We start from the raw sequence: 23,242 nt of genomic DNA, 5'->3' as shown, positions 1-23,242 counted from the left end.
ATTTGCACAGTCTGCCAATCAGAACAATAATCAATACGCTATTCTGACAACGGAACGGTATTAATAACAACACAGGGAACCGGGATGAAATACACACACAGGCTGGCCGCGATCGCCGTCGCCGCTCTGCTGACCGCGGCGCTGGCCGGCTGCGATAATCAAAAAGAGCAGAGCAAAACCTTTAACCGCGCGGCCGAAGGCGTCAAGCTCAGCTTCACCTACTATTATGACGGCGACAAAGTGCTGCGCCAGGATGCCAACAACACTATCCCCTATAAAACCATCGGCGCCAGCAACAAAGAGCAGGCGCGGGCGATTATAGAACCGATGAGCAGCGTCTACCGCAGCATCAAGGGCGTGGAGCAAACCATCGACTATAAGGACAGCTATGCTCTGGAGCATCTGAGCGTCGATTTTAAGGAGGCGAAAATTAGCGAACTGTGCAAGCTGCCGGGATCGATGTTCACCGACTGCTCGCGGCAGTTTGTGTCGATGTCGGTATCGGAAAAATTGCTCGAAGAGCAGGGTTTTCAGGAAGTGAAGTAGGCCGTAGCCCGGCGAAGCGCTGCGCCAGCCGGGCCGTCTGATGCGCTAACTCAGGGTTTGGCGGCGTGCACGCGCTCGGTCAAACCGCGCAGGAAATAGCGCAGGAACTGGTCGCCGCACTCGCGGAAGTTTTTATGCTCCGGCGCGCGCATCATGGCGGTAATTTCCGGCATCGAGACGCGGAACTGCTGCCGGGTCAGAATGGCAAGAATATCGTCGGTCTTCAGAGAGAAGGCAATGCGCAGCTTTTTCAGCACGATATTGTTATTTACCCGACGCTCAACCGCCAGCGGCGGCGCGGACTCATCTTTACCGCGTTTGTCGTAAATCAGACCGTTGAGGAAGACCGACAGAAGGATATCCGGGCAGCGCTGGAAGCCCTCCTCGTCCTCTTTTTTCAGCCACGGTACCAGCTGCTCTGCGCTGACGACGGAATCGCCGAGCGCAAAAATACGCACCAGGCCATCATTATTGGTTTTTAAGGTGTAGCGCAGGCTACGTAGGATATCGTTGCTGATCATAATGCCTTCATGATGAAAAAAACTGGCGCTAAGTCTACCACGATTCTGCCGTTTTACAGACCAATCGCCTCTTTCAGGCTTTTTAAGTAGCGGCGGCTGACCGGCACCGTATGCCCGGCGCGCATCAGCAGCTCGGCCTGGCCGTTCTCCTCGAGACGAATCTCCTTCAGGTGGGCCATATTGACCAGATACTGGCGGTGGCAGCGCAGCAGCGGCGTGCGGCTCTCAAGAGTGCGCAGGGTCAGCTCGGTAAAGCCCTCCTTCCCTTCGCTGTCGGTGACGTAAATCCCGCTCATCCGGCTGCTGACAAACGCCACGTCCTCCATCTGCAGCAGCCAGATCCGACTATGCCCGCTGCAGGGGATATACTTCAGCGCCTGCTGAGCATCGTCGAGCAGCGAAATATCCTGCAGGCTACGCTCCTGGCGCAGACGAGCCAGGGTTTTATCCAGCCTGGCGGCCTCAATCGGCTTGAGCAGATAGTCAAACGCGTGCTCCTCGAACGCCTTCACCGCATATTCGTCGAAGGCGGTCAGGAACACGATATAGGGCCGATGCTCCGGATCGAGCATGCCGACCATCTCCAGCCCGCTGATGCGCGGCATCTGAATATCGAGGAACAGCACGTCCGGGCGCAGCCTGTGCACCGCGCCGATCGCCTCAACCGCGTTACCGCACTCGCCCAGCACCTCGATATCGCTCTGCGCTTCCAGCAGGATACGCAGGTTTTCACGCGCCAGCGGCTCATCATCAACGATTAATACTTTTAACACGCGCACTCCTCCACGGGCAGTCGCAGCGTAACGCGGGTAAAGCGCTCGGCTTCACAGGTCACGGTAATTCCACACTCGGCGCCAAAGCGCGCCCGCAGCCGCCGATCCACCAGGCTCATGCCGAGTCCGCTGGCGTCCGGATTGGCCTGATACAGCCCGGCGTTATCTTCGATATCCAGCCGCAGCCAGCGCGCGTCCTGGCTGGCACGAATGATAATCTCGCCCACGCCAAGGTGCTGCGAGGTGCCGTGCTTAATGGCGTTTTCCACGATCGGCTGCAGGGTAAACGCCGGTAATTGATGATGCGCCAGCGCGTCGGGCACCAGCATCTGAATCTGGAGATTGGCCTGAAAACGCGCTTTTTCAATCTGCAGATAGGCGTTCACATGCTCAATCTCATCGGCGAGGGTGACAATTTCCGACGGCCGCTTCAGGTTCTTGCGAAAGAAGGTCGACAGATACTGCACCAGCTGGCCGGCCTGATCGCTGTCGCGGCGAATCACCGCCTTCAGGGTATTGAGGGCGTTGAACAGAAAGTGCGGGTTCACCTGGGCGTGCAGCAGCTTAATTTCCGACTGGGTGAGCAGTGCCTTCTGTCGTTCGTACTGCCCGGCCAGAATCTGCGCCGACAGCAGCTGGGCAATCCCCTCGCCCAGGGTACGGTTGATGGAGCTGAACAGCCGGTTCCTGGCCTCATAGAGTTTGATGGTGCCAATCACCCGCTGGTTCTCGCCGCGCAGCGGGATCACCAGCGTCGAGCCGAGCTTGCAGTGCGGATGGATTGAGCAGCGGTAGGGAACCTCGTTACCGTCTGCATAGACCACTTCGCCGCTTTCGATCGCCTTTTGCGTGTAGAGCGAGGAGATAGGCTTGCCGGGCAGATGGTGATCGTCGCCGATGCCGGTAAAGGCCAGCAGCCGCTCGCGATCGGTAATCGCCACCGCGCCGATATCCAGCTCCTGGATCAGCACCTGCGCCACCCGCATGCTGTTCTCTTCGTTAAATCCCTGGCGCAGGATCCCCTCCGTCGAGGCCGCAACCTTCAGCGCGGTGGCGGAAAACGCCGAGGTGTATTTTTCAAACATCGCCCGCTTATCGAGCAGGATACGCATAAACAGCGCGGCGCCGACGGTGTTGGTGACCATCATCGGCGCGGCAATGCTCTGCACCAGATGCAGGGCGTCCTGAAACGGGCGCGCGATCAGCAGAATGATCATCATCTGCACCAGTTCGGCAAAGAAGGTGATCGCCCCGGCGGTCAGCGGGCTGAAGACCTTGTCCGGCCGCCCGCGCTTCACGAGGACGCTGTGCACCAGCCCGCCAAGCAGCCCTTCAACAATGGTCGAAACCATGCAGCTTAGCGCGGTCATACCGCCGAGGGAGTAGCGATGCAGCCCGCCGGTGAGGCCCACGAGGCCGCCGACCACCGGCCCGCCGAGCAGGCCGCCCATCACCGCGCCGATGGCCCGGGTATTGGCGATAGAGTCTTCGATATGCAGACCGAAGTAGGTCCCCATAATGCAGAAAATAGAGAAGGTAACGTAGCACAGCAGCTTGTGCGGCAGGCGGACGGTGACCTGCATCAGGGGGATGAACAGCCGCGTCTTGCTCATCAGCCACGCGATGACCAAAAAGACGCACATCTGCTGAAGCAGCAACAACACCAGATCGAACTCGTACATACCCGCAGACCACACATCACCTGAAAGCGCGTAACATACACCACCCCGCCGAATCTTTCTTTGAAGCGCTACAAGAAAATGAGCATTCGTGGCCACGATCGCACTTCTCTGCGCCCCGCCTTAGCTGACGCGAACAAAAAATAAGCAAACACTTCCCCTTCCCGAAACAGCTTCTACAGTTATAGGGAGGAGAATTCTGCGGGAGGGGAAGAGATGACGCTTTATACGATTGGTGAAGTGGCGCAGCTTTGCGATATTAACCCGGTAACGCTTCGCGCCTGGCAGCGGCGCTACGGGCTGCTCAAACCCCAGCGCACCGACGGCGGCCACCGCCTGTTCAGCGAGCAGGAGATTGACCGCATCCGCGAAATTAAGCGCTGGATTGACTCCGGCGTTCAGGTGGGAAAGGTCAAAACGCTGCTCACCGACAGCGACCCGCAGGAGCAAGGCGGCTGGCGCGAACAGCAGGAGATCGTGCTGACGCTGCTCCACGACGGCAGCTACCACCGCCTGCGCTCGTGGATTAAAGAGCGCAGCCACAGCTATTCGGCGCACACCCTGGTCAACCACCTGTTTATTCCTTTACGCCATCGCTTGCTTAGCCCGCAGCCAACGCTTATCGCCCTGCGCGGCATTCTCGACGGGATCCTCATCAGCCATATTGCGCAAAGCCTGGCCAGCGCCTGGAAGCGCCCCGGCAGCCACGCGCTGGTGGTGGGCTGGAACACCGGCGACATCGCCCGGCTGTGGCTGGAGGGCTGGGTGGCCAGCGAACAGGGCTGGCGGGTCGACGTCGTCGCCCACTCGCTGACGCAGATTCGCCCGGAGCTGTTTTCCGGGAGCACCCTGCTGGTGTGGTGCGGCGAAACGCCCGCCCCCGCCGAGCAGGAACAGCTGCTGGGCTGGCAGCAGCAGGGGCGCGTTATCTGGCTAAATAGCAATTAATGTTTCGTTAACACCCGCGCTTCACCGTATAATCGCCCGGTTAACATCAGGAGCCTATTATGAAGCCAGCAAAAATTGCGGTTATTACCCTGTTCTTATTTATGGCTATCGGCGGGATCAGCGGCGTGATGCTTGCCGGTTACTCCTTTATCGTTCGCGGCGGTGTCGGCTGATTCGCTGATTCAGCCGCTCAAACCCGCGATCGACCAGGATCGCCGCCAGCGCCACCAGCAGCGCCCCCTGCACAACATAGGCGGTATTAAACCCGCTCAGGCCAATGACAATCGGCGTGCCGAGAGTATTGGCCCCGACCGTTGAGGCGATCGTCGCCGTCCCTATATTGACGATCGTCGAAGTGCGTATACCCGCCAGCATCACCGGCGCCGCCAGCGGCAGCTCAACTTTAATTAGCCTCTGCCAGCGGGTCATCCCCATTCCCTGCGCCACCTCAAGAGCCCCCGGAGGCACCGCGCTCAGGCCCGCCAGGGTGCCCTGCAGCACCGGCAGTATGCCGTACAGCGCCAGCGCAATCAGCGCCGGCTCCCAGCCAAATCCCAGCACCGGAACGGCAATCGCCAGCACCGCCACCGGCGGAAAGGTCTGCCCCATCGCGGCGATGGTCTCCACCAGCGGGCGAAATTCGCGGCCCGCGGGACGGGTTACCGCAATCCCTGCCCCAACGCCAATAAGGGTTGCCGCGAGGCTGGAGAGCGCCACCAGCCAGCAGTGGGCGAAGGTCAGAGAAAGAAAGCTCTGCTGCTGATAGACCGGGCGCGGCAGCTCCGGAAACAGAGCGCTAAACAGCGGCCCGCTGTAGGGCAGCGCCAGCAGAATGGCGATAAACAGCGCCAGCAGCCACAGCAGCGGATCACGCAGAACCGTCACGCCGAACCTCCTCGCGCAGCAGGTCGGCAAAGTGCAGCGTCCCGCACGCATCCCCCCGTTCGTCCACCACCGGCAGCACCTCGCGGCGGTGGGCCACGAACAGCGACAGCGCCTCGCGCAGGGTCATCGTCACGTTGAGGGTATCGCCGACGAGACGTTCATCGCGGCGCAGATAGTCGGCGACGCCGCGCAGCGACAGCAGGCGCACGCCGAGCTCGCTGCGGCCAAAAAAGGTCTCGACAAAGTCATTCTTCGGCTGCAGCAGCATCTGCAGCGGCTCCCCCTGCTGCACCACTTCGCCGCCGTCCATCAGCACCAGGTGATCCGCCAGCCGCAGCGCTTCGTCAATATCGTGAGTAACCAGCACAATCGTGCGCCCCAGCAGCCGGTGAATGCGGATCATCTCCTGCTGCAGCGCCTCGCGGGTCACCGGATCGAGCGCGCCGAAGGGCTCGTCCATCAGCAGCACCTCCGGATTGGCCGCCAGCGCCCGCGCCACCCCAACCCGCTGCTGCTGGCCGCCGGAAAGCTGGTGCGGATAGCGCGCCCGCAGCGTGGCCTCCAGCCCCAGCAGCGCCATCAGCTCATCAACCCGCGCCTCCACTTTTTGGCGCGGCCACTTCTGCAGCTGCGGAACGGTGGCGATATTCTGCGCCACCGTCCAATGGGGAAACAGGCCTATCGACTGGATGGCGTAGCCCATCCGCCGCCGCAGCGCCAGCACCGGCTGCTCGCGGATATCCTGGCCGGCGAAGCGGATCGCGCCGCTGTCGTGCTCAACCAGCCGGTTGATCATCTTCAGCGTCGTCGACTTGCCCGAGCCGGAGGTGCCGATCAGCACCGAGAAAGCCCCCTCGCGCAGGCGCAGGTTGAGGTTTTTCACCGCCGGCTGCCCGGCAAAAGATTTGCTTACGCCGTCAAATTCAATCACCGGCCTCTCCTTTTAGCAACGCGCCCCACAGCGCAAAAAGCGCATCCACCACCACCGCCAGCGCAATCGTCGGGATCACCCCCAGCAGCACCAGGTCCAGCGCGCTGCTGAGCAGGCCCTGGAAGACCAGGACGCCGAATCCGCCGGCGCCGATCAGCGCCGCCACCACCGCCATGCCGACGGTTTGCACGCTCACCACCCGCAGGCTACGCAGCAGTATCGGCAGCGCCAGCGGCAGCTGTACCTGCCAGAAGCGCTGGAGCGCGCTCATGCCCATCGCCACGGCGCTTTCCAGCGCTTCCCGCGGCACCTGCTGCAGGCCGGTGACCACCCCGCGCACCAGCGGCAGCAGCGCGTAGAGTACCAGCGCAATCAGCGCCGGCGCCGTTCCGGTACCGGAAATACCGGCATCGGCCAGCGCGGGAAAGCGCCGCGTCAGGCCGGCAAGCGGCGCGATCAACAGGCCAAATAGCGCCACCGAGGGGATAGTTTGAATCACGTTGAGGCAGGTAAACACCGACGACTGCCAGCGCGGCTGTCGCCAAATCCATACGCCCACCGGCACGCCGATGAGCAGAGCGGGCAGCAGCGTGCCGAACAGCAGAAGCACGTGCTGGCGCAGGGCATCGTCAAAGATGTCCTGACGGTTGGCGTACTCTTTGAGCAGCGAGAGCGAATCAAGCCTTCCCGCCGCCAGCAGAACGCAGGGGATAACCCAGATTTGCGCATTGAGCAGCCAGCGCCACAGCGCCCGCGGCGTCAGGCGCCGTATCGCATCGCTGGCCAGCAGCAGGCACAGCGCCAGCGAAAGCCACAGGCCGCTGCCCGGCGACGTGCGCGCCAGCGGCGACCCGCTTTGCGCCAGCTGCAGACCCGCCTGCCCGGCGCCGTACCACAGCAGCGGCAGCAGCGCATCGGCGATCAGGAAGGTTAGCAGCAGCGGTAAACGGCCCGGAAGCGCGCAAAGCAGCAGGACGGCCAGCGCCATCCCCAGCTGCGCGGCGGCCAGCCACGGCCAGCTCTGCCACAGCCAGCGCGCCTCTCCGGATAGCAGCCGGTTCGGCGCATAGTTCACAAACGGCAGCGCCACCATCATCAGCAGTAAAAGTGCCAGCAGCAGCGAAACGCGGTTATAGCAACGAATAGCCACCAAAACCTACTTCAACAGCCCTTTTTGCTGCAGATAATCTGCGGCAACTTTCTTCGCATCCAGCCCTTCCACCGCGATGCTGGCGTTGAGCTGCTGCAGCGTTTTTTCATCAAGGCTGGTGAAGACCGGCTGCAGCCACTGCGCCATCTGCGGATAGGCCTTCAGCACCGCTTCACGCACCACCGGCGCCGGGGCGTAGATCGGCTGCACGCCTTTCGGGTCGCTCAGGGTTTGCAGCCCGAGCGCGGCCACCGGCCCGTCGGTACCGTAGGCCATCGCCGCGTTGACGCCGGAGGTCTGCTGCGCCGCCGCCTTGATGGTCACCGCCGTGTCGCCGCCCGCCAGCGACAGCAGCTGGTTTTGATTCAGTTTGAAATCGTAGGCCTTTTCAAAGGCCGGGAGCGCGTCCGGGCGTTCGATAAACTCGGCGGAGGCCGCCAGCTTGAATTCACCGCCCTTCTGCAGATAGCCGCTCAGATCGGCCAGCGAGGTGAGATGGTTTTTTTGCGCCACATCCTGACGCACGGCGATAGTCCAGGTATTGTTGGCCGGCGCCGGCGTTAGCCAAATCAGCTTATTCTTCTCGCCGTCCAGGGTTTTGACCTTCTCATAACCCTGCTGCGCGTTTTTCCACGCCGGGTCGTTCTCCTGCTTAAAGAAGAAGGCCCCGTTGCCGGTGTACTCAGGGTAAATATCTAATTCCCCCGCGGTAATGGCGCCGCGCACCACCGGCGTGGTGCCGAGCTGAATTTTATTCACCGTCTTCACGCCGTGGCTCTCGAGAACCTGCAAAATAATATTGCCCAGCAGCGCCCCTTCGGTATCAATTTTTGAGCCCACTTTGACAGGTTCCGCCGCCTGCAGCGGCAGGCTCACCAGGGCTGCCAGCGCCAGCGCGCCCGACCATTTGCTTGCAATCATCATCCCGCTTCCCTCTTTAATTTGCGCTCCATTTACAGAAGGTTAAGAGAAAAGCGTAGCCCAAATGCGCGATGAAAGGAAAAGAAAAGGCCGGTTACCCGGCCTGATAGATGGTCAACGTCGGCGCACCGCGCCCGGCGAAATTAGAGCAGTTCAAACTCACCCTGCTTCACGCGGGCGGAGTCTACGCCAATAAAGACGTTGAATTTCCCCGGCTCGGCGGCGTATTTCATTTTCTGGTTCCAGAACTTCAGCGCGTCGACCTCAATCGGGAAGCTGACGGTTTGCGTCTCGCCCGGTTTGAGCATCACGCGCTTGAAGCCGCGCAGCATTTTCACCGGCCGGCTCATCGAGGCGGTCACGTCCTGCAGGTACAGCTGGATCACCGTCGCCCCTTCGCGCTTGCCGGTATTGGTTACCTGCACGCTGGCGGTCACGCTGCCGTCGGCCCGCATGGTCGGCGCCGACATTTTGACGTCAGAAACGCTAAAGGTGGTGTAGCTCAGGCCGTAGCCGAATGGGTACAGCGGGCCGTTGGCCTCGTCGAAGTAGCGCGAGGTGTACTTGTTCGGCTTATCGGCGTTGTAGGGACGACCGGTATTGAGGTGGCTGTAGTAGACCGGGATCTGCCCCACCGAGCGCGGGAACGACATCGGCAGCTTGCCGGACGGGTTCGCGTCGCCGAACAGCACGTCGGCGATGGCGTTGCCGCCTTCGGTGCCGGCGAACCAGGTTTCCAGTATCGCGTCAGCCTGCTGGTCCTCTTTAACCAGCGCCAGCGGGCGGCCGTTCATCAGCACCAGCACCAGCGGCTTGCCGGTGGCCTTCAGGGCGCTGATTAAATCGCGCTGGCTCTGGGGCAGCGTGATATCGGTGCGGCTGGAAGCCTCGTGCGCCATCCCCTGAGCTTCGCCAACAACCGCGACGATCGCGTCAGACTGCTTCGCGGCGGCCACCGCCTCGTCGATCATCGCCTGCGGCGAGCGCGGATCGTTCTGCACCGCTTTCTCATACAGGTTGAGGAAATCAACGATGCCTTGATCGTTCGTCACGTTGGCGCCGCGGGCGTAGATCACCTTTCCGCGATCGCCGAGCGCCGTTTTGATCCCGGCGAGCACGGTAACCGACTGATCGGCGACGCCCGCCGCCGACCAGCTGCCCATCATGTCGCGCTTGCTGTCGGCCAGCGGCCCGATGACCGCCACGGTGCCCGATTTTTTCAGCGGCAGGGTCTCGAGACGGTTTTTCAGCAGCACCAGGCTTTCGCGCGCCACTTCGCGGGCCTCTTTGCGGTGCAGGCGGCTTTCGGCGTTGGTGTCCTGCGGGTCGGACTCCTTCGGCCCCAGGTGGCTGTACGGATCGTTAAACAACCCCATATCATATTTGACGTTCAGAACGTGGCGCGTGGCGTCATCCAGCTCTGCCATCGTCACCTTGCCGGACTTCACCAGATCCGGCAGGTATTTGCTGTAGTACTCGTCGCTCATGCTCATATTGATGCCGGACTTCAGCGCCACGCGCACCGCGTCTTCCGGGTCGGAGGCGACGCCGTGCTTGATCAGCTCTTTAATCGCGCCGTGGTCGGAAACGGTAATGCCCTTAAAGCCCCAGTCGTCGCGCAGCACCTCTTTGAGCAGCCACGCGTCGGAGGTAGCCGGCGTGCCGTTGAGCGAGTTAAGCGCCACCATGACCGCGCCGCTGCCGGCATCCAGCCCCGCTTTGTACGGCGGCATATAGTCGTTGAACAGGCGCTGCGGGCTCATATCGACGGTGTTGTACTCTTTCCCGCCCTCCACCGCGCCGTAGGCGGCGAAGTGCTTGACGCTGGTCATCACCGAGTAGCGGTCCGCCGGGCTCTTGCCCTGCATCGACTCAACCATCGCTCTGCCCATCATGGTGGTTAAGTAGGTATCTTCGCCAAAGCCTTCCGAAGCGCGCCCCCAGCGCGGATCGCGGGAGACATCCACCATCGGCGCCCAGGTCATGTTGAGTCCATCGTCGGCGGCCTCATAGGCCGAAATACGCCCGACGGTATTCACCGCGTCGAGGTTAAAGGAGGAGGCCAGGCCGAGGCTTATTGGGAAGACGGTGCGCTGGCCGTGGATCACGTCGTAGGCGAAGAACAGCGGGATTTTCAGCCGGCTGAGCTGCATCACCTGGTCCTGCATCGCGCGGATGTCCGGGCGGGTCACGGTGTTAAAGATCGCCCCCACCTGGCCGTCCTTGATCATCTCGCGGATCGCCTCTTTCGGGTTATCCGGGCCGACGCTAATCAGCCGCAGCTGGCCGATTTTTTCATCGACGGTCATTTTCGTCAGCAATTCGCTGACGAACGCATCTCGCGCCTGCGGCGTTAAGGGGTGGTTGCCAAACAGTTCATCCGCCAGCGCGGGTTGCAGCGCCAGACTTACGGCGACGCCTACAGTGCAGAGCCATTTCATTGTTATCTCTCTTCTCTCAGGCCGGGATCACGGCAAAACATAAATAAAAACCGCAGTTTGCCATAAACATAGGCGAGACGCCTGTAGAAAGCTCGGCTTCTGCTCTGATTTTTCGCAACATTCATGCACCAAATTGTCATACAAAGCGCTATTCTTAGTGCAGAATTTTTTGTCCCACCACAAGGAGTGGATCATGTCATCTGCAGCAACACCGCAAAATAACGCTTTTCTGACCGAGCTGGCGAGAGTGGTTGGCGCCTCGCACCTGCTCACCGATCCGGCCAAAACCCAGCGCTATCGCAAAGGGTTCCGCTCCGGCCACGGCGATGCGCTGGCCGTGGTCTTTCCCGGAACGCTGCTGGAACTCTGGCGGGTGCTGAACGCCTGCGTGGAAGCCGATAAAATTATTCTGATGCAGGCGGCGAATACCGGCCTCACCGAAGGCTCCACCCCCAACGGCAACGATTACGATCGCGATATCGTGATTATCAGCACCCTGCGCCTCGACAAGCTGCATCTGCTGGATAAAGGCGAGCAGGTGCTGGCCTTCCCGGGCACCACGCTCTACTCGCTGGAGAAAGCGCTGAAGCCGTTTGGCCGCGAGCCGCACTCGGTAATCGGCTCCTCCTGCATCGGCGCATCGGTTATCGGCGGCATCTGCAATAACTCCGGTGGCTCGCTGGTTCAGCGCGGCCCGGCCTATACCGAGATGTCGCTGTTCGCGCAGATTGACGAAAGCGGCAAGCTGCGCCTCGTTAACCACCTCGGCATCGACCTCGGCGCCACGCCGGAGCAGATCCTCAGCCGCCTCGACGACGAACGAATTAAAGATGAAGACGTCCTCCACGACGGCCGCCACGCCCACGATCATGATTACGTCACCCGCGTGCGCGACGTCACCGCCGACACCCCGGCGCGCTACAACGCCGACCCCGATCGCCTGTTTGAGTCTTCGGGCTGCGCCGGCAAGCTGGCGGTCTTTGCCGCCCGTCTGGACACCTTCCCGGCGGAAAAGCGCCAGCAGGTCTTCTATATCGGCACCAACCAACCGGCGGTGCTAACGGAAATCCGTCGCCATATCCTCGCTGAATTCGAGCATCTGCCGGTGGCGGGGGAATATATGCATCGCGATATTTACGATATCGCCGAGCGCTACGGCAAGGACACCTTCCTGATGATCGACAAGCTCGGCACCGACAAAATGCCGTTCTTCTTCACCATGAAGGGCCGCACCGACGCGCTGCTGGAGAAGGTGTCGCTGTTTAAACCGCACTTCACCGACCGCTTTATGCAAAAAATCGGTCACGTTTTCCCGGCGCACCTGCCGGAGCGGATGAAAACCTGGCGCGATAAATATGAGCACCACCTGCTGCTGAAGATGGCGGGCGACGGCGTCGAGGAGGCCCAGGCGTGGCTGACGGAGTACTTTAAACAGGCCGAGGGCGACTTCTTCGTCTGCACGGCGGAAGAAGGCAGCAAGGCGTTCCTGCACCGCTTCGCCGCGGCGGGCGCCGCCATTCGCTACCAGGCCATCCACGCCGACGAGGTGGAGGATATTCTGGCGCTGGATATCGCCCTGCGCCGCAACGACAGCGAGTGGTTTGAGCATCTGCCGGCCGACATCGACGACCAGCTGGTCTATAAGCTCTACTACGGCCACTTTATGTGCCACGTCTTCCACCAGGATTACATCGTCAAGAAAGGCGTGGATGCCCACGAGCTGAAGGAAAAAATGCTGGCGCTGCTAAAAGCGCGCGGCGCGCAGTACCCCGCCGAACACAACGTGGGGCATCTGTACGAGGCGCCGGAGAGCTTAAAGCAGTTCTATCGCCAGAATGACCCGACCAACAGCATGAACCCGGGGATCGGCAAAACCAGCAAGCAAAAATACTGGGGCGAGCCGCGGGAGAGCGACAGCAGCGCCTCGTAGGCGCGCTGGCCGAATCCGTTCGGCCTGGCCGTCATCCGCGGGCGGCCAGGCCGAAGGACGATCCCCGCCGGGGCTATTCATCTACCGGGGTTATGTATTACGCTGCATGCCGAAGAAAACGCGTCCCCGGTAAACCTGGCTTAAGGAGCCCCACCATGTCCGAAGCGGATATGTTACACAGCGCTGAATTAGAGATCCGCGAAGCCCTGCCCGATGATGCTCACGCCATCGCCGCGCTGTACGTCTGGCACGTGCTGAACGGCCGCGCCTCCTTTGAGGATATTCCCCCCACCGTCGACGAAATGCGCAAGCGGATTAAAACCGTACGCGACAACGGGCTGCCGTGGCTGGTAGCGCTGTGGCGGGGGAGCATCGTCGGCTACTGCTACGCCACCTTTTACCGCCCTCGCCCGGCCTATCGCTACACTCTTGAAGAGTCGATTTACGTCGAGTCGGGCATGGGCGGGCGCGGCATCGGCAGCGCCCTGCTGTCGCAGCTGATCGCCAGGTGCGAACAGGGTCCGTGGCGGCAGATGCTGGCCATCATCGGCGACGGGCACAATAACGCCGGCTCGCTGGCGATCCACAAAAAATTTGGCTTTAGCGTGGCGGGCCAGCTGCGCAGCGTGGGCTACAAGATGGGCGACTGGCGGGATACGCTGATTATGCAGCGTCCGCTCGGCGACGGCGACCTGACGATCCCGGAATAGGTTCGGGTGAAAATCCGCAGCGGCGTCGCGCGCCGCCTGCGGGGAGAGCGCATACTCGCCGGCCCGGGCCGGCGAGTATGGCGAAGTTTGACGTTCGCTTAATCGTTCTGCGCGGTCTGCGCGCCGCCTTTCAGCATCGCATCCGCCATCTGCGCTTCGCGCTGCTTTTTATAGCTCAGCGCCGAAGCCGGAACCGGCATCACTTTCCCGGTCTCAATCCACGTCCGCAGGCGGCTGGCGTCGGCAAAGTGCGTATATTTGCCAAAGGCGTCCATCACCACCAGCGCCACCGGGCGCTGATTAATCACCGTGCGCATAATCAGGCAGTGCCCCGCGGCGTTAGTAAAGCCGGTTTTGGTCAGCTGAATATTCCAGTTATCGCGATACACCAGGTGGTTGGTGTTGCGGAACGGCAGCGTATAGGCCGGCCGGGCGAACGTGGCCATATCCTCTTTGGTGGTGCTCAGCTGGCCAATCAGCGGGTACTGCTCGCTGGCAATCAGCAGCTTAGTCAGATCGCGCGCGGTCGAGACGTTGTGAATCGACAGGCCGGTCGGCTCAACGTAGCGGGTACGGGTCATGCCCAGCGCCTGCGCCTTGGCGTTCATCGCGCGAATAAAGGCGTCGTAGCCGCCGGGATAGTGATGGGCGAGGCTCGCGGCGGCGCGATTTTCCGAAGACATCAGCGCCAGCAGCAGCATGTTACGGCGGCTGATTTCGCTGTTCAGGCGCACGCGTGAATAGATCCCCTTCATTTCCGGGGTGTGGCTGATGTCCACGCTCAGCATCTCATCCAGCGGCAGATGGGCATCAAGCACCACCATGGCGGTCATCACCTTGGTGATCGAGGCCATCGGGCGAACCAGATCCGGCTGGCTCTGGTAGACAGTTTTTTTACTCGCAAGATCGACAATCATCGCGCTGCCGGAAGCGATATCCGGCTGCATGGCGTGAACGGTCGCGGGGGTTTTTGCTATCGCCTGAGGCGCAAAAGGAACAGCCAGTAGCAAAGTCAGGCTGAGCAAAGAAACTCGAAATTTCGGCATGGTGAGCATTCTGAAAAGTATTTTTGCACGTTTATACGTACGCTGCGGCGCTGAAGCAAAAGCGACGCTGGCAGGGGCAATCATACCGCGCCACGGCGGCGCCTGGCTAATAAGAATCGTGAGCAAATGCTGCATTGCCAGCATAAAAATCTATTTATGCTGGCAATATGTGTTGTCAGAAAAGCCGGTAGCCGTAGCCCCACAGGATAACGGTGATCGCCAGCAGCACTTCCAGCACCAGCACCCCGATCGCGAGGGTGGAGCTGGCGAAGCTGAGCCCCTCTTCACGATTGATATTCAGGAAGGTTGGGATCCCGAGATAGAGCAGATAGCCGGTGTAGAATAGCGCCACCGTACCGACAAACGCGCACAGCCACACCAGCGGATAGAGCGCCACGATCCCGCTTAAAAACAGCGGCGTCGCGACGTAGCCGGCAAACACCATGCAGCGTTTTAGCGAAGGCCGCTGCGGATAGCTTCTCGCCATCCACCAGATGACCCGCCCCATCACCGCCACCCCGGCGAGCATCACGGCATAAAACAGCACCGCTAAGGCCAGCCCGGTGAACAGCGACGGTTTGATCACGGTGCCATCGCCGAAGTTCCAGCCCAGCTGCGTGGTGCCAATAAACGCGCAGATAACCGGAACCGCCGCCATGATCAGCACATGGTGCGTGTAGTGATGCGAAATCGTTTCGTTTTCGCTCTTGATAACGCTCATCTCTTGATTCGGATGAGAGAAAAGTCCCCAGACATGGTTCATAGCGCCCCCCTTGTCACGGCTTCGTACAGCAGTGATACAAGTATAATTCACCCTGCGAGATTATCTTGCCCGGGACGATAAAAAGGCGCTTAACCTCATTTTAAGCGCCAGGGTGTATGCTTAGGCTTTAGGGTAAATACGTCGCATCGTTCAGGATGGCTCCGGCCGGCGGCCGGGCCGCGCGCCAGCATGATCTGAAAGATGCCGCGGGGAGGGAGAATTTTTTGTATGGATATCAATAACCTGATTTCCCATTATGGCTACGCAGCGCTGGTCATCGGCAGCATCGCGGAGGGCGAAACTATCACCCTCCTTGGCGGCGTGGCGGCGCATCAGGGCCTGCTGAAGTTTCCGCTGGTGGTCATCTCCGTGGCGCTTGGCGGAATGATTGGCGATCAGCTGCTGTACCTGCTGGGCAGGCATTTTGGCGGCCGGCTGCTGCGACGCTTTTCCCGCCAGCAGGCGCGGATCCGCAGGGCGCAGCGCATGATACAGCGCCGCCCCTATCTGTTCGTCATCGGCACGCGCTTTATGTACGGCTTTCGCATCATCGGCCCGCTGCTGATCGGCGCCAGCCGCCTGCCGCCGAAGGTCTTTCTGCCGCTCAATATCCTCGGCGCGATCGTCTGGGCGCTGCTGTTTACCACCCTCGGCTATCTGGGGGGAGAGGCCATCGGCCCGTGGCTGCATCATCTTGATGGCCATCTCAAGCACGCGATCTGGCTAATCCTCGCAGTGGTGCTGGTGTTCGCCGCGCACTGGTGGCTAAAGCGCCGCGAGGCGCAGAGGAAAGAGTAGCCGGACGCCCGACCGGCGCCGGCGCCGGGCAACGCAGCTACTTCGCGGCCTGACGGTAGCCCCCGCCCAGCGCGGAGGTCAGCTGAATGCTGGCGTCCAGCCACTGGCCGTGCAGGCGAAGCGCGGAAATCCGCTCTTCGAGCGCCGGCAGCTTCGCCATGCTCACCTTCGAACCCGGCAGCATCCCGGCCTTCATCCGCTCCTGCGCCAGATCCACCATTCGCCGGGCGTCTTTTTCGACCTGCAGCTGCCGCTGGTTTTTCGCCATCAGGGTCTCAACCCGGCTTGCCGCCTTCGCCACCTGATTCACCGCGTCAACGACCGCTTTGTTGTACTTCGCCACCGACAGATTGTTCTGCGCGCTGACGATATCGAGGTTGGCGTTCAGCCGGCCGCTATCAAAGATCGGCAGCGTCAGGCCCGCGGAGAGCCCCAGCTGCTGCGCCGAATGACGGAACAGATCGCTCAGGTGCAGGGCGTCCTGCTGCAGGAAGCCCATCAGGTTAATATCCGGATAGAAGGCCGCTTTCGCCGCATCCACCTCGCTTAACGACGCCTCGATATACCAGTGCGCCTCCTGCAGATCCGGGCGGCGCGCCAGCAGCTCGTAGCCCAGCTCGGCCGGCATCTGCGTGCTGACGGCGGGCAAAGGGGCCGGGCGGAGATTCAGCGCCCGGCCCTGGCCGTTGGTCAGAGCCAGCAGGCGCGCCTCGATCTCCCGCATGCCGCCGGCCACATCGGCCAGCTGCTGCTCGGTTTTGCTGACGCTGATATCGTTCTCCGCCCCTTCGACCGAGTTGGTGATCCCGCGCTGGTATAGCGCTCGATCGACGCTAACGATATTGTTCTGCTCATCCTTCAGCTGCTGCAGCACGTCCTTCACCGCCGCCGCGGTCTGCCACTGCCAGTAGAGCCGCGCCACGCTGCCGGCCAGCAGCTCGCGGGTTTGCGCCTGCTCGGCTATCTGCGCCTTCACTTCGCCGATGCGGGCCTGTACCAGCGCGCGATTTTTACCCCACAGATCCAGATCCCAGCCCGCCGTCAGGCCGAAGGTGCCGTTGGTGTACCACGGCCCGGTGTTGCCGTCGGTATCGCCGGCAAAGGGGCCCATCAGCCCTTCAGAGGACATTTTCTGCCGCTCAACGTCGGCGGAGAAATCCATCTCCGGGCCGAGGCTGGCCTGCGCCATCCGCGCCTGAGCTTCCGCCAGCCTGATGCGCTGCCCGGCAATCTGCATATCGGGGGCGTTGGCTAAGGCGCGCTGAATCAGGCCATTTAGCTGCGGATCGCGATACTCCAGCCACCAGCTGTCATGCGGCCAGCCGTTTTTCACGCTGGCGGGCAGCTCCGTAGCCACATGGGATGCCGGAGTTTGCCGCTGCTGCGGGGCGCCGGTATCGTGCGACGGCGCGCAGCCTGCCAGCGCCATGACCAGGGGTAGCCCAGCGAGGACGCGTTTGCTCGGATTCAGGTTCATGAGATAGGTCAGATGACTTAATAAGGTCGGATATAATAAATTAACCGCCTTCTCGCCGTTAAGTAAAGCGTGTGGCCAGCCAAATCAGATGGTTAAAAATAAACCAACGAATTGGCGGAACGAATATAAGCCAGGATATTTGCGCCGGACCGCGGTTTTTCGCCGGATATGCGGCCCTCGACCGTTCGCTCAAGAGATAAACCGGCGCCTGCGTGCCGCTGGCGAAAGTGCCGTCGGGAACCCGCTCCAGCGCCAGAACGCTGCCGGACATCGGAACCAGAACATCTTTCACCTGCCGCAGCGGCGGCAACGGCGGCCTGCTCCACGCAGCTCTTCGGCAGCCCGGCGAAAAGTGAGCGAATTAGCAATCCTGAGATTAATAGCGGGCAATAGCGGCGGCAATTTCAGCAGAAGTTTTCAGGGTGCGGATCTCATTAAATACCCCCAGCGCTTCGCTATATTCTTTGCGTAAATAGCTGAGCCACTGCTTGATGCGGGCCACGTGGTACAGGCCGGTATCGCCCTGCTTTTCCAGGCGGGTATATTTTTGCAGCAGCAGCACGACCTGCGGCCACGGCATGCGCGGTTCGTTGTACTTTATCACCCGGCTCAGGTTCGGTACGTTTAGCGCTCCCCGGCCGATCATCACCGAGTCGCAGCCGGTAGCCGCCAGGCACGCCTGCGCGCTTTGCCAGTCCCAGATTTCGCCGTTGGCAATCACCGGAATCGATAGCCGCCGGCGGATTTCACTAATTGCCGCCCAGTTGATGCGTTCCGCTTTATACGCGTCTTCTTTGGTACGCCCATGAACGACGAGCTCCGTCGCTCCGGCCTGCTGCACCGCATCAGCAATTTCAAACTGACGCGCCCCGCTGTCCCAGCCCAGACGAATTTTGACCGTCACCGGCAGGTGGTCTGGAACCGCCTCGCGCATCGCCTTCGCGCCGCGGTAAATCAGCTCCGGGTCCTTCAGCAGCGTCGCGCCGCCGCCGCTGCCGTTAACCAGCTTCGACGGACAGCCGCAGTTCAGGTCGACGCCCCACGACCCGAGCTCCACCGCCCGGGCGGCGTTCTCCGCCAGCCACTGCGGATATTGCCCGAGCAGCTGCACGCGCACGCGGGTTCCGGAAGGCGTCCGGCTGTGGTGATGCAGCTCCGGGCAGAGCCTGTAAAACGATTTTACCGGCAGCAGCTGGTCCACCACGCGCAAAAATTCGGTGATGCAAAGATCGTAATCGTTGACTTCGGTCAGCAGCTCGCGCACCAGCGAATCGAGCACGCCTTCCATCGGCGCCAGTAGTACCCGCATATTGTTATTCATTGCCCGGAAAAAAGAGGCGCTATGGTAGCGCCTCTCCGTGCCGGTTGAAAGGGTCCCGTGCGGTTTTCCCGCCGCCCCTGGCGCAGGCCGCAGCGCTTTGCCGAACGGCGGCGACCGGCAATTCTTCATTTGCCTCGCATCATACAAAAAGGTAGCGTCGGGGTATTCTGGCGAAAAAGTGACACGCCATCGCTTGCCCTCAGCCGGTTTCTTGATTATTTATCGACGGAGTCATAGCCGTGGCCCTGCCCGCGCGCAGGGTTCCATTGCTCTATTCCGGCTATGCCTATAATTCATGATGTGACCGGTAGCACATTTTGGGGTTTAATTGTATGATGAATGTGGTTCATCAAGGGTTATTACCATGCGTCAATCACTGATTATTATCTGGCAGTACCTGCGGGCTTTTGTCCTGATCTACGCCTGTTTATACGCCGGGATTTTTATCGCCTCCCTGCTGCCAATCACCATCCCCGGCAGCATTATCGGGATGCTAATTTTGTTCGTGCTGCTGGCGCTGCAGATTATGCCGCCGAAGTGGGTTAATCCCGGCTGTAACGTGCTGATTCGCTACATGGCGCTGCTGTTTGTGCCCATCGGCGTGGGCGTGATGCAGTACTGGGATTTGCTCCGCGCGCAGCTCGGCCCGGTCGCCGTCTCCTGCGCCATCAGCACGCTGGTGGTTTTTCTGGTCGTCAGCTGGAGCTCCCACCTGGTGCATGGAGGACGCAAAGTGATTGGCCAAAAAGGGAGTCAAAAATGATGCATGAAATCTGGTGGTCGCTGCCGCTGACGCTGATCGTTTTTTTCCTCGCCCGCAGGCTGGCCGCGCGCTTTAAATTTCCGCTGCTCAACCCGCTGCTGGTGGCGATGGTGGTCATTATTCCCTTTCTGCTGGTGAGCGGCATCTCTTACGACCGCTATTTTCAGGGCAGTAAGATCCTCAACGATCTGCTGCAGCCGGCGGTCGTGGCGCTGGCCTTTCCTTTATACGAGCAGTTGCACCAAATTCGCGCCCGCTGGAAATCGATTATTACCATCTGCTTTATCGGCAGCGTGGTGGCGATGGTGACCGGGACCACCGTGGCGCTGCTCATGGGCGCGACGCCGCAGATCGCCGCCTCGGTTATGCCGAAATCGGTCACGACGCCGATTGCGATGGCGGTCAGCGGCAGCATCGGCGGCATCCCGGCGATCAGCGCGGTGTGCGTTATTTTCGTCGGCATCCTCGGCGCGGTTTTCGGCCATACGCTGCTAAACCTGATGCGCATCCATACCAAAGCCGCACGCGGCCTGTCGATGGGTACCGCCTCGCACGCGCTGGGCACCGCCCGCTGCGCGGAGCTGGACTACCAGGAGGGGGCCTTCAGCTCGCTGGCGCTGGTGCTGTGCGGGATTATTACTTCCCTGATCGCACCGTTTTTGTTCCCGGTGGTTTTAGCTTTAGTGGGATAAATTGTGATTAAACTCACAATTATTAATGCAACGTAATAGAGTTGCATAAACAATGAGATATTAATCACATATACAGGCCATCGCCGCCCGTACACTAGATTCCCATTACATTGTTATGAGGCAACGCCATGCACCCACGTTTTCAAGCTGCTCTCCCGCAACTGGCGGAAGACCTGCAGACGGCTATCGCCCCGATGCTCAGCGACCCGCATTTCCCGGCCATGCTCGAGGCAGAGCAGGTCGCCGCGCTGCAGCGCGCGTCTGGCCTGGACGAGGACGCGCTGGCCTTCGCCCTGCTGCCGCTGGCCGCAGCCTGCGCGCGCGCCGACCTTTCGCATTTTAACGTTGGCGCCATCGCGCGCGGCATCAGCGGGCGCTGGTATTTCGGCGGCAATATGGAATTCCTCGGCGCCACCATGCAGCAAACCGTTCATGCGGAACAGAGCGCCATCAGCCATGCGTGGCTACGCGGCGAAAAATCCCTGCTGGCCATCACCGTTAACTACACGCCCTGCGGCCACTGTCGCCAGTTTATGAATGAGCTCAACAGTAGCCAGGCGCTGCGCATCCACCTGCCGGGCCGCGAGGCGCATTCGCTGCAGCACTATCTGCCGGACGCATTTGGTCCAAAAGATCTGGAGATCAAAACGCTGCTGATGGATGAGCAGGATCACGGCTTCCCGCCGAGCGGAGATGCGCTGGCGCAGGCGGCAATTCAGGCGGCAAACCGCAGCCATATGCCCTACAGCCAGTCGCCGTCCGGCGTCGCGCTTGAGCTGAAGGACGGCACCCTCTTCGCCGGCAGCTATGCCGAAAACGCCGCCTTTAACCCGACGCTGCCGCCGCTGCAGGGCGCGCTCAATCTGCTTAGCCTGAACGGCTATGATTATGCCGATATCCAGCGGGCCATTCTTGCTGAAAAGGCCGATGCGCCGTTGATCCAGTGGGATGCCACCGCGGCCACGCTGAAAGCCCTTGGCTGCCACAGTATCGACCGCGTCCTGCTCGGCTAAATCACACATTATGCGGGCCTCGGCCCGTATTGTTGAAAATCCCCGCAATCAAACGATGGTTTCTTGCTCTTGTCCGGCGGGTAAAGTAGCCTGAACACTCCATTGTCTACCGTTGAGCCAGGTTAATGTTAAAGCGCGTGTTATACAGCCTGTTAGTCCTGTTCGGCCTGCTGCTGTTGACCGTGCTGGGTCTTGACCGCTGGATGAGCTGGAAAACCGCGCCCTACATCTACGATGAGCTGCAGGATCTGCCCTATCGTCAGGTCGGCGTAGTGCTCGGCACCGCCAAGTACTATCGCACCGGGGTCATCAATCAATACTATCGCTACCGCATCCAGGGCGCGCTCAACGCCTACAACAGCGGCAAGGTGAACTATCTGCTGCTCAGCGGCGATAACGCGCTGCAGAGCTATAACGAGCCGATGACCATGCGCCGGGATTTAATTAAAGCAGGCGTCGATCCGGCGGATATCGTGCTCGACTACGCCGGCTTCCGCACCCTCGACTCGATCGTGCGCACCCGCAAGGTCTTTGATACCAACGATTTTATTATCATCACCCAGCGCTTCCACTGCGAGCGGGCGCTGTTTATCGCCCTGCATATGGGCATTCAGGCCCAGTGCTATGCGGTGCCGTCGCCGAAAGATATGTGGAACGTGCGCCTGCGCGAGTTCGGCGCGCGCTTCGGCGCCCTCGCGGACCTCTATATTTTCAAACGCGAGCCGCGCTTTTTAGGCCCGCTGATCCCGATTCCGGCGCAGCAGGAGGTTCCGCAGGGCGCCCAGTCCTACCCGGCGGTGACCCCGGAACAGCTGCTGCAGCTGCAAAAAGAGAAGTAGCGGGCCGCGCCTTACGATAAGACAGCCAAAAAAAAGCCCGCGCACTGCGCGGGCCTGATAAGCATCGAACGTTATTTTTTGCGCGCGTATTTCAGTGAGTCCAGCGCGACGGCGAAGATAATAATGGCGCCTTTGATAATGTACTGCCAGTACGGGTTCACCCCGATGTAGGTCAGCCCGTAGTTAATCACCGTAAAGATGATAACACCGGTGACCACGCCGAGCACGGTCCCCACGCCGCCGCTGAAGGAGACGCCGCCGACAACGCAGGCCGCAATCGCATCCAGCTCGTACATAAAGCCGAGGTTGTTGGTCGCCGAGCCGATTCGTCCGGCCTCCAGCAGCCCGCCGAAGGCGTAAAACACGCCGGACAGGGCATAGATCATCAGCAGGTTAAGGGCCACGTTAACCCCTGAAACCTTCGCCGCTTCCGGGTTGCCGCCGATTGCAAAGATGTTTTTGCCAAAGCGGGTCTTGTTCCACAGGATCCAGACGAAGAACACGGCAATCAGCGCGTAGAAGGTAATATACGACAGGCGGAAGGTCCCCAGCGCAATAAACCCTTGCGCAAAATTCGAGAAGTGGCTGTCGAATCCGGAAACCGGCGAGGCGCCAACAAAATCGTAGTACAGGGAGTTGATCCCATAAACGATAATCATGGTACCCAGGGTGGTGATAAACGGCGTCACGTTGAGGTAGGCGATGATAATGCCGTTCAGCAGGCCGATCACCGCGCCAATCGCGCACACCAGCAGGATCACCAGCGGTATTGGCATAGTAGCCATATCCGGGAAGACCTTGTTGGCGTTATCCACCGCCTGCAGCATCGTTGCGGCGATAACCGCCGCCAGGCCAACCTGACGTCCGGCTGACAGGTCGGTACCCTGAGTCACGATGAGGCCCGCTACGCCCAGCGCGATAATAATACGTACCGAGGACTGGGTCAGGATGTTACTTAAGTTGAGTAAACTTAAGAAGGTGGGATCCTGGAAAATAATAATGGCCAGCAGGACCAAAAGAACAACGTAAATCCCACCGTCCTTCAGGTAGGTGAGAAAACTCTTTTTATTTAATGCGCTCATCGCAAGCCCCTGA

Annotated in this window: 23 protein-coding genes and 1 pseudogene; 11 read left to right on the top strand and 13 right to left on the bottom strand. The window is 60.6% G+C overall.

Annotated elements, in window-relative coordinates; all coding sequences use genetic code 11:
- The first annotated feature begins 84 nt into the window (after positions 1-84).
- Positions 85-546: a YehR family lipoprotein gene (locus tag AC1M2H_RS09085; RefSeq protein ID WP_480151113.1), complete on the top strand. Its 462-nt coding sequence runs from the start codon at positions 85-87 to the stop codon at positions 544-546.
- 50 nt (positions 547-596) lie between these two features.
- Here AC1M2H_RS09085 and AC1M2H_RS09080 read toward each other — a convergent pair whose 3' ends face one another.
- The 3 genes from AC1M2H_RS09080 to AC1M2H_RS09070 are packed head-to-tail and all read right to left on the bottom strand — an operon-like array spanning position 597 to position 3,522.
- On the bottom strand, positions 597-1,067 hold the full coding sequence (locus AC1M2H_RS09080) for a YehS family protein (protein WP_480151112.1): 471 nt from the start codon (positions 1,065-1,067) through the stop codon (positions 597-599).
- Between the two features lie 53 nt (positions 1,068-1,120).
- Positions 1,121-1,840 carry a two-component system response regulator BtsR gene (btsR, locus tag AC1M2H_RS09075; protein ID WP_480151111.1) on the bottom strand — a complete coding sequence of 240 codons (720 nt, stop codon included), beginning with the start codon at positions 1,838-1,840 and terminating at the stop codon, positions 1,121-1,123.
- Complete coding sequence (locus AC1M2H_RS09070; RefSeq protein WP_480151110.1) at positions 1,834-3,522, bottom strand: LytS/YhcK type 5TM receptor domain-containing protein; 1,689 nt, start codon at positions 3,520-3,522, stop codon at positions 1,834-1,836. Before AC1M2H_RS09070 ends, btsR begins: the two co-directional genes overlap by 7 nt.
- A gap of 213 nt (positions 3,523-3,735) precedes the next feature.
- Between AC1M2H_RS09070 and AC1M2H_RS09065 the strand changes: the two genes are divergently transcribed.
- Positions 3,736-4,467, top strand: coding sequence for a MerR family transcriptional regulator (locus AC1M2H_RS09065; protein ID WP_480151109.1), 732 nt, complete (start codon positions 3,736-3,738; stop codon positions 4,465-4,467).
- Between the two features lie 59 nt (positions 4,468-4,526).
- On the top strand, positions 4,527-4,640 hold the full coding sequence (locus AC1M2H_RS09060) for a protein YohO (protein WP_071844955.1): 114 nt from the start codon (positions 4,527-4,529) through the stop codon (positions 4,638-4,640).
- Here AC1M2H_RS09060 and AC1M2H_RS09055 read toward each other — a convergent pair.
- The 5 genes from AC1M2H_RS09055 to bglX all read right to left on the bottom strand — a co-directional run bounded on the left by AC1M2H_RS09055 (position 4,615) and on the right by bglX (position 10,795).
- Entirely contained in the window at positions 4,615-5,352 is a 738-nt protein-coding gene (locus AC1M2H_RS09055; RefSeq protein ID WP_480151108.1) for an ABC transporter permease, read from the bottom strand. The genes AC1M2H_RS09060 and AC1M2H_RS09055 overlap by 26 nt on opposite strands.
- Positions 5,336-6,283 (bottom strand): ABC transporter ATP-binding protein, encoded by a 948-nt coding sequence (locus tag AC1M2H_RS09050; protein WP_480151107.1) that lies wholly within the window; start codon positions 6,281-6,283, stop codon positions 5,336-5,338. The genes AC1M2H_RS09055 and AC1M2H_RS09050 overlap by 17 nt, the downstream gene beginning before the upstream one ends.
- Positions 6,276-7,433: an ABC transporter permease gene (locus AC1M2H_RS09045; protein WP_480151106.1), complete on the bottom strand. Its 1,158-nt coding sequence runs from the start codon at positions 7,431-7,433 to the stop codon at positions 6,276-6,278. Before AC1M2H_RS09045 ends, AC1M2H_RS09050 begins: the two co-directional genes overlap by 8 nt.
- A gap of 6 nt (positions 7,434-7,439) precedes the next feature.
- Complete coding sequence (gene osmF, locus AC1M2H_RS09040) at positions 7,440-8,357, bottom strand: glycine betaine ABC transporter substrate-binding protein OsmF (RefSeq protein WP_480151105.1); 918 nt, start codon at positions 8,355-8,357, stop codon at positions 7,440-7,442.
- 140 nt (positions 8,358-8,497) lie between these two features.
- Entirely contained in the window at positions 8,498-10,795 is a 2,298-nt protein-coding gene (gene bglX / locus AC1M2H_RS09035) for a beta-glucosidase BglX (protein WP_480151104.1), read from the bottom strand.
- Between the two features lie 193 nt (positions 10,796-10,988).
- Between bglX and dld the strand changes: the two genes are divergently transcribed.
- Together dld and AC1M2H_RS09025 are read left to right on the top strand one after the other, a co-directional pair.
- A complete protein-coding gene (dld, locus tag AC1M2H_RS09030; RefSeq protein ID WP_480151103.1) occupies positions 10,989-12,725 on the top strand; it encodes a D-lactate dehydrogenase in 1,737 nt (578 codons plus the stop codon).
- Positions 12,726-12,880: 155 nt separating this feature from the next.
- Positions 12,881-13,435, top strand: coding sequence for a GNAT family N-acetyltransferase (locus AC1M2H_RS09025; protein ID WP_426814129.1), 555 nt, complete (start codon positions 12,881-12,883; stop codon positions 13,433-13,435).
- Positions 13,436-13,533: 98 nt separating this feature from the next.
- On the opposite strand, the gene pbpG is transcribed toward AC1M2H_RS09025, so the two are convergent.
- On the bottom strand, positions 13,534-14,481 hold the full coding sequence (gene pbpG / locus AC1M2H_RS09020) for a D-alanyl-D-alanine endopeptidase (protein ID WP_480151102.1): 948 nt from the start codon (positions 14,479-14,481) through the stop codon (positions 13,534-13,536).
- Between the two features lie 175 nt (positions 14,482-14,656).
- The gene (locus AC1M2H_RS09015; protein WP_464415258.1) at positions 14,657-15,244 is read right to left on the bottom strand and encodes a Yip1 family protein; all 588 of its coding nucleotides are present in this window, start codon (positions 15,242-15,244) and stop codon (positions 14,657-14,659) included.
- 228 nt (positions 15,245-15,472) lie between these two features.
- On the opposite strand from AC1M2H_RS09015, the gene AC1M2H_RS09010 reads away from it, so the two are divergent.
- On the top strand, positions 15,473-16,042 hold the full coding sequence (locus AC1M2H_RS09010; RefSeq protein WP_480151101.1) for a DedA family protein: 570 nt from the start codon (positions 15,473-15,475) through the stop codon (positions 16,040-16,042).
- A gap of 37 nt (positions 16,043-16,079) precedes the next feature.
- On the opposite strand, the gene mdtQ is transcribed toward AC1M2H_RS09010, so the two are convergent.
- Together mdtQ and dusC are read right to left on the bottom strand one after the other, a co-directional pair.
- Positions 16,080-17,519, bottom strand: a complete 1,440-nt coding sequence (gene mdtQ, locus AC1M2H_RS09005) for a multidrug resistance outer membrane protein MdtQ (protein ID WP_480151100.1) — start codon at positions 17,517-17,519, stop codon at positions 16,080-16,082.
- Between the two features lie 376 nt (positions 17,520-17,895).
- Positions 17,896-18,828 carry a tRNA dihydrouridine(16) synthase DusC gene (gene dusC / locus AC1M2H_RS09000; RefSeq protein WP_480151099.1) on the bottom strand — a complete coding sequence of 311 codons (933 nt, stop codon included), beginning with the start codon at positions 18,826-18,828 and terminating at the stop codon, positions 17,896-17,898.
- Positions 18,829-18,921: 93 nt separating this feature from the next.
- Here dusC and AC1M2H_RS08995 point away from each other — a divergent pair.
- The 5 genes and pseudogenes from AC1M2H_RS08995 to sanA form a co-directional block, all read left to right on the top strand.
- A pseudogene (locus AC1M2H_RS08995) lies at positions 18,922-19,077 on the top strand (LysR family transcriptional regulator); the annotation flags it as partial.
- 127 nt (positions 19,078-19,204) lie between these two features.
- A complete protein-coding gene (locus tag AC1M2H_RS08990) occupies positions 19,205-19,603 on the top strand; it encodes a CidA/LrgA family protein (RefSeq protein WP_480151098.1) in 399 nt (132 codons plus the stop codon).
- Entirely contained in the window at positions 19,600-20,295 is a 696-nt protein-coding gene (locus AC1M2H_RS08985) for a CidB/LrgB family autolysis modulator (RefSeq protein WP_480151097.1), read from the top strand. The genes AC1M2H_RS08990 and AC1M2H_RS08985 overlap by 4 nt, the downstream gene beginning before the upstream one ends.
- Before the next feature lie 128 nt (positions 20,296-20,423).
- On the top strand, positions 20,424-21,308 hold the full coding sequence (gene cdd / locus AC1M2H_RS08980; RefSeq protein WP_480151096.1) for a cytidine deaminase: 885 nt from the start codon (positions 20,424-20,426) through the stop codon (positions 21,306-21,308).
- Positions 21,309-21,433: 125 nt separating this feature from the next.
- Positions 21,434-22,147, top strand: coding sequence for an outer membrane permeability protein SanA (gene sanA / locus AC1M2H_RS08975; protein WP_480151095.1), 714 nt, complete (start codon positions 21,434-21,436; stop codon positions 22,145-22,147).
- A gap of 71 nt (positions 22,148-22,218) precedes the next feature.
- On the opposite strand, the gene mglC is transcribed toward sanA, so the two are convergent.
- Positions 22,219-23,229: a galactose/methyl galactoside ABC transporter permease MglC gene (gene mglC, locus AC1M2H_RS08970; RefSeq protein WP_480151094.1), complete on the bottom strand. Its 1,011-nt coding sequence runs from the start codon at positions 23,227-23,229 to the stop codon at positions 22,219-22,221.
- Positions 23,230-23,242: the final 13 nt, after the last annotated feature.

This window comes from Klebsiella sp. F11 (genome assembly GCF_056712265.1).
Note: the sequence above shows the minus strand (reverse complement) of the source record. Positions and strands in the feature narration are given on the sequence as shown.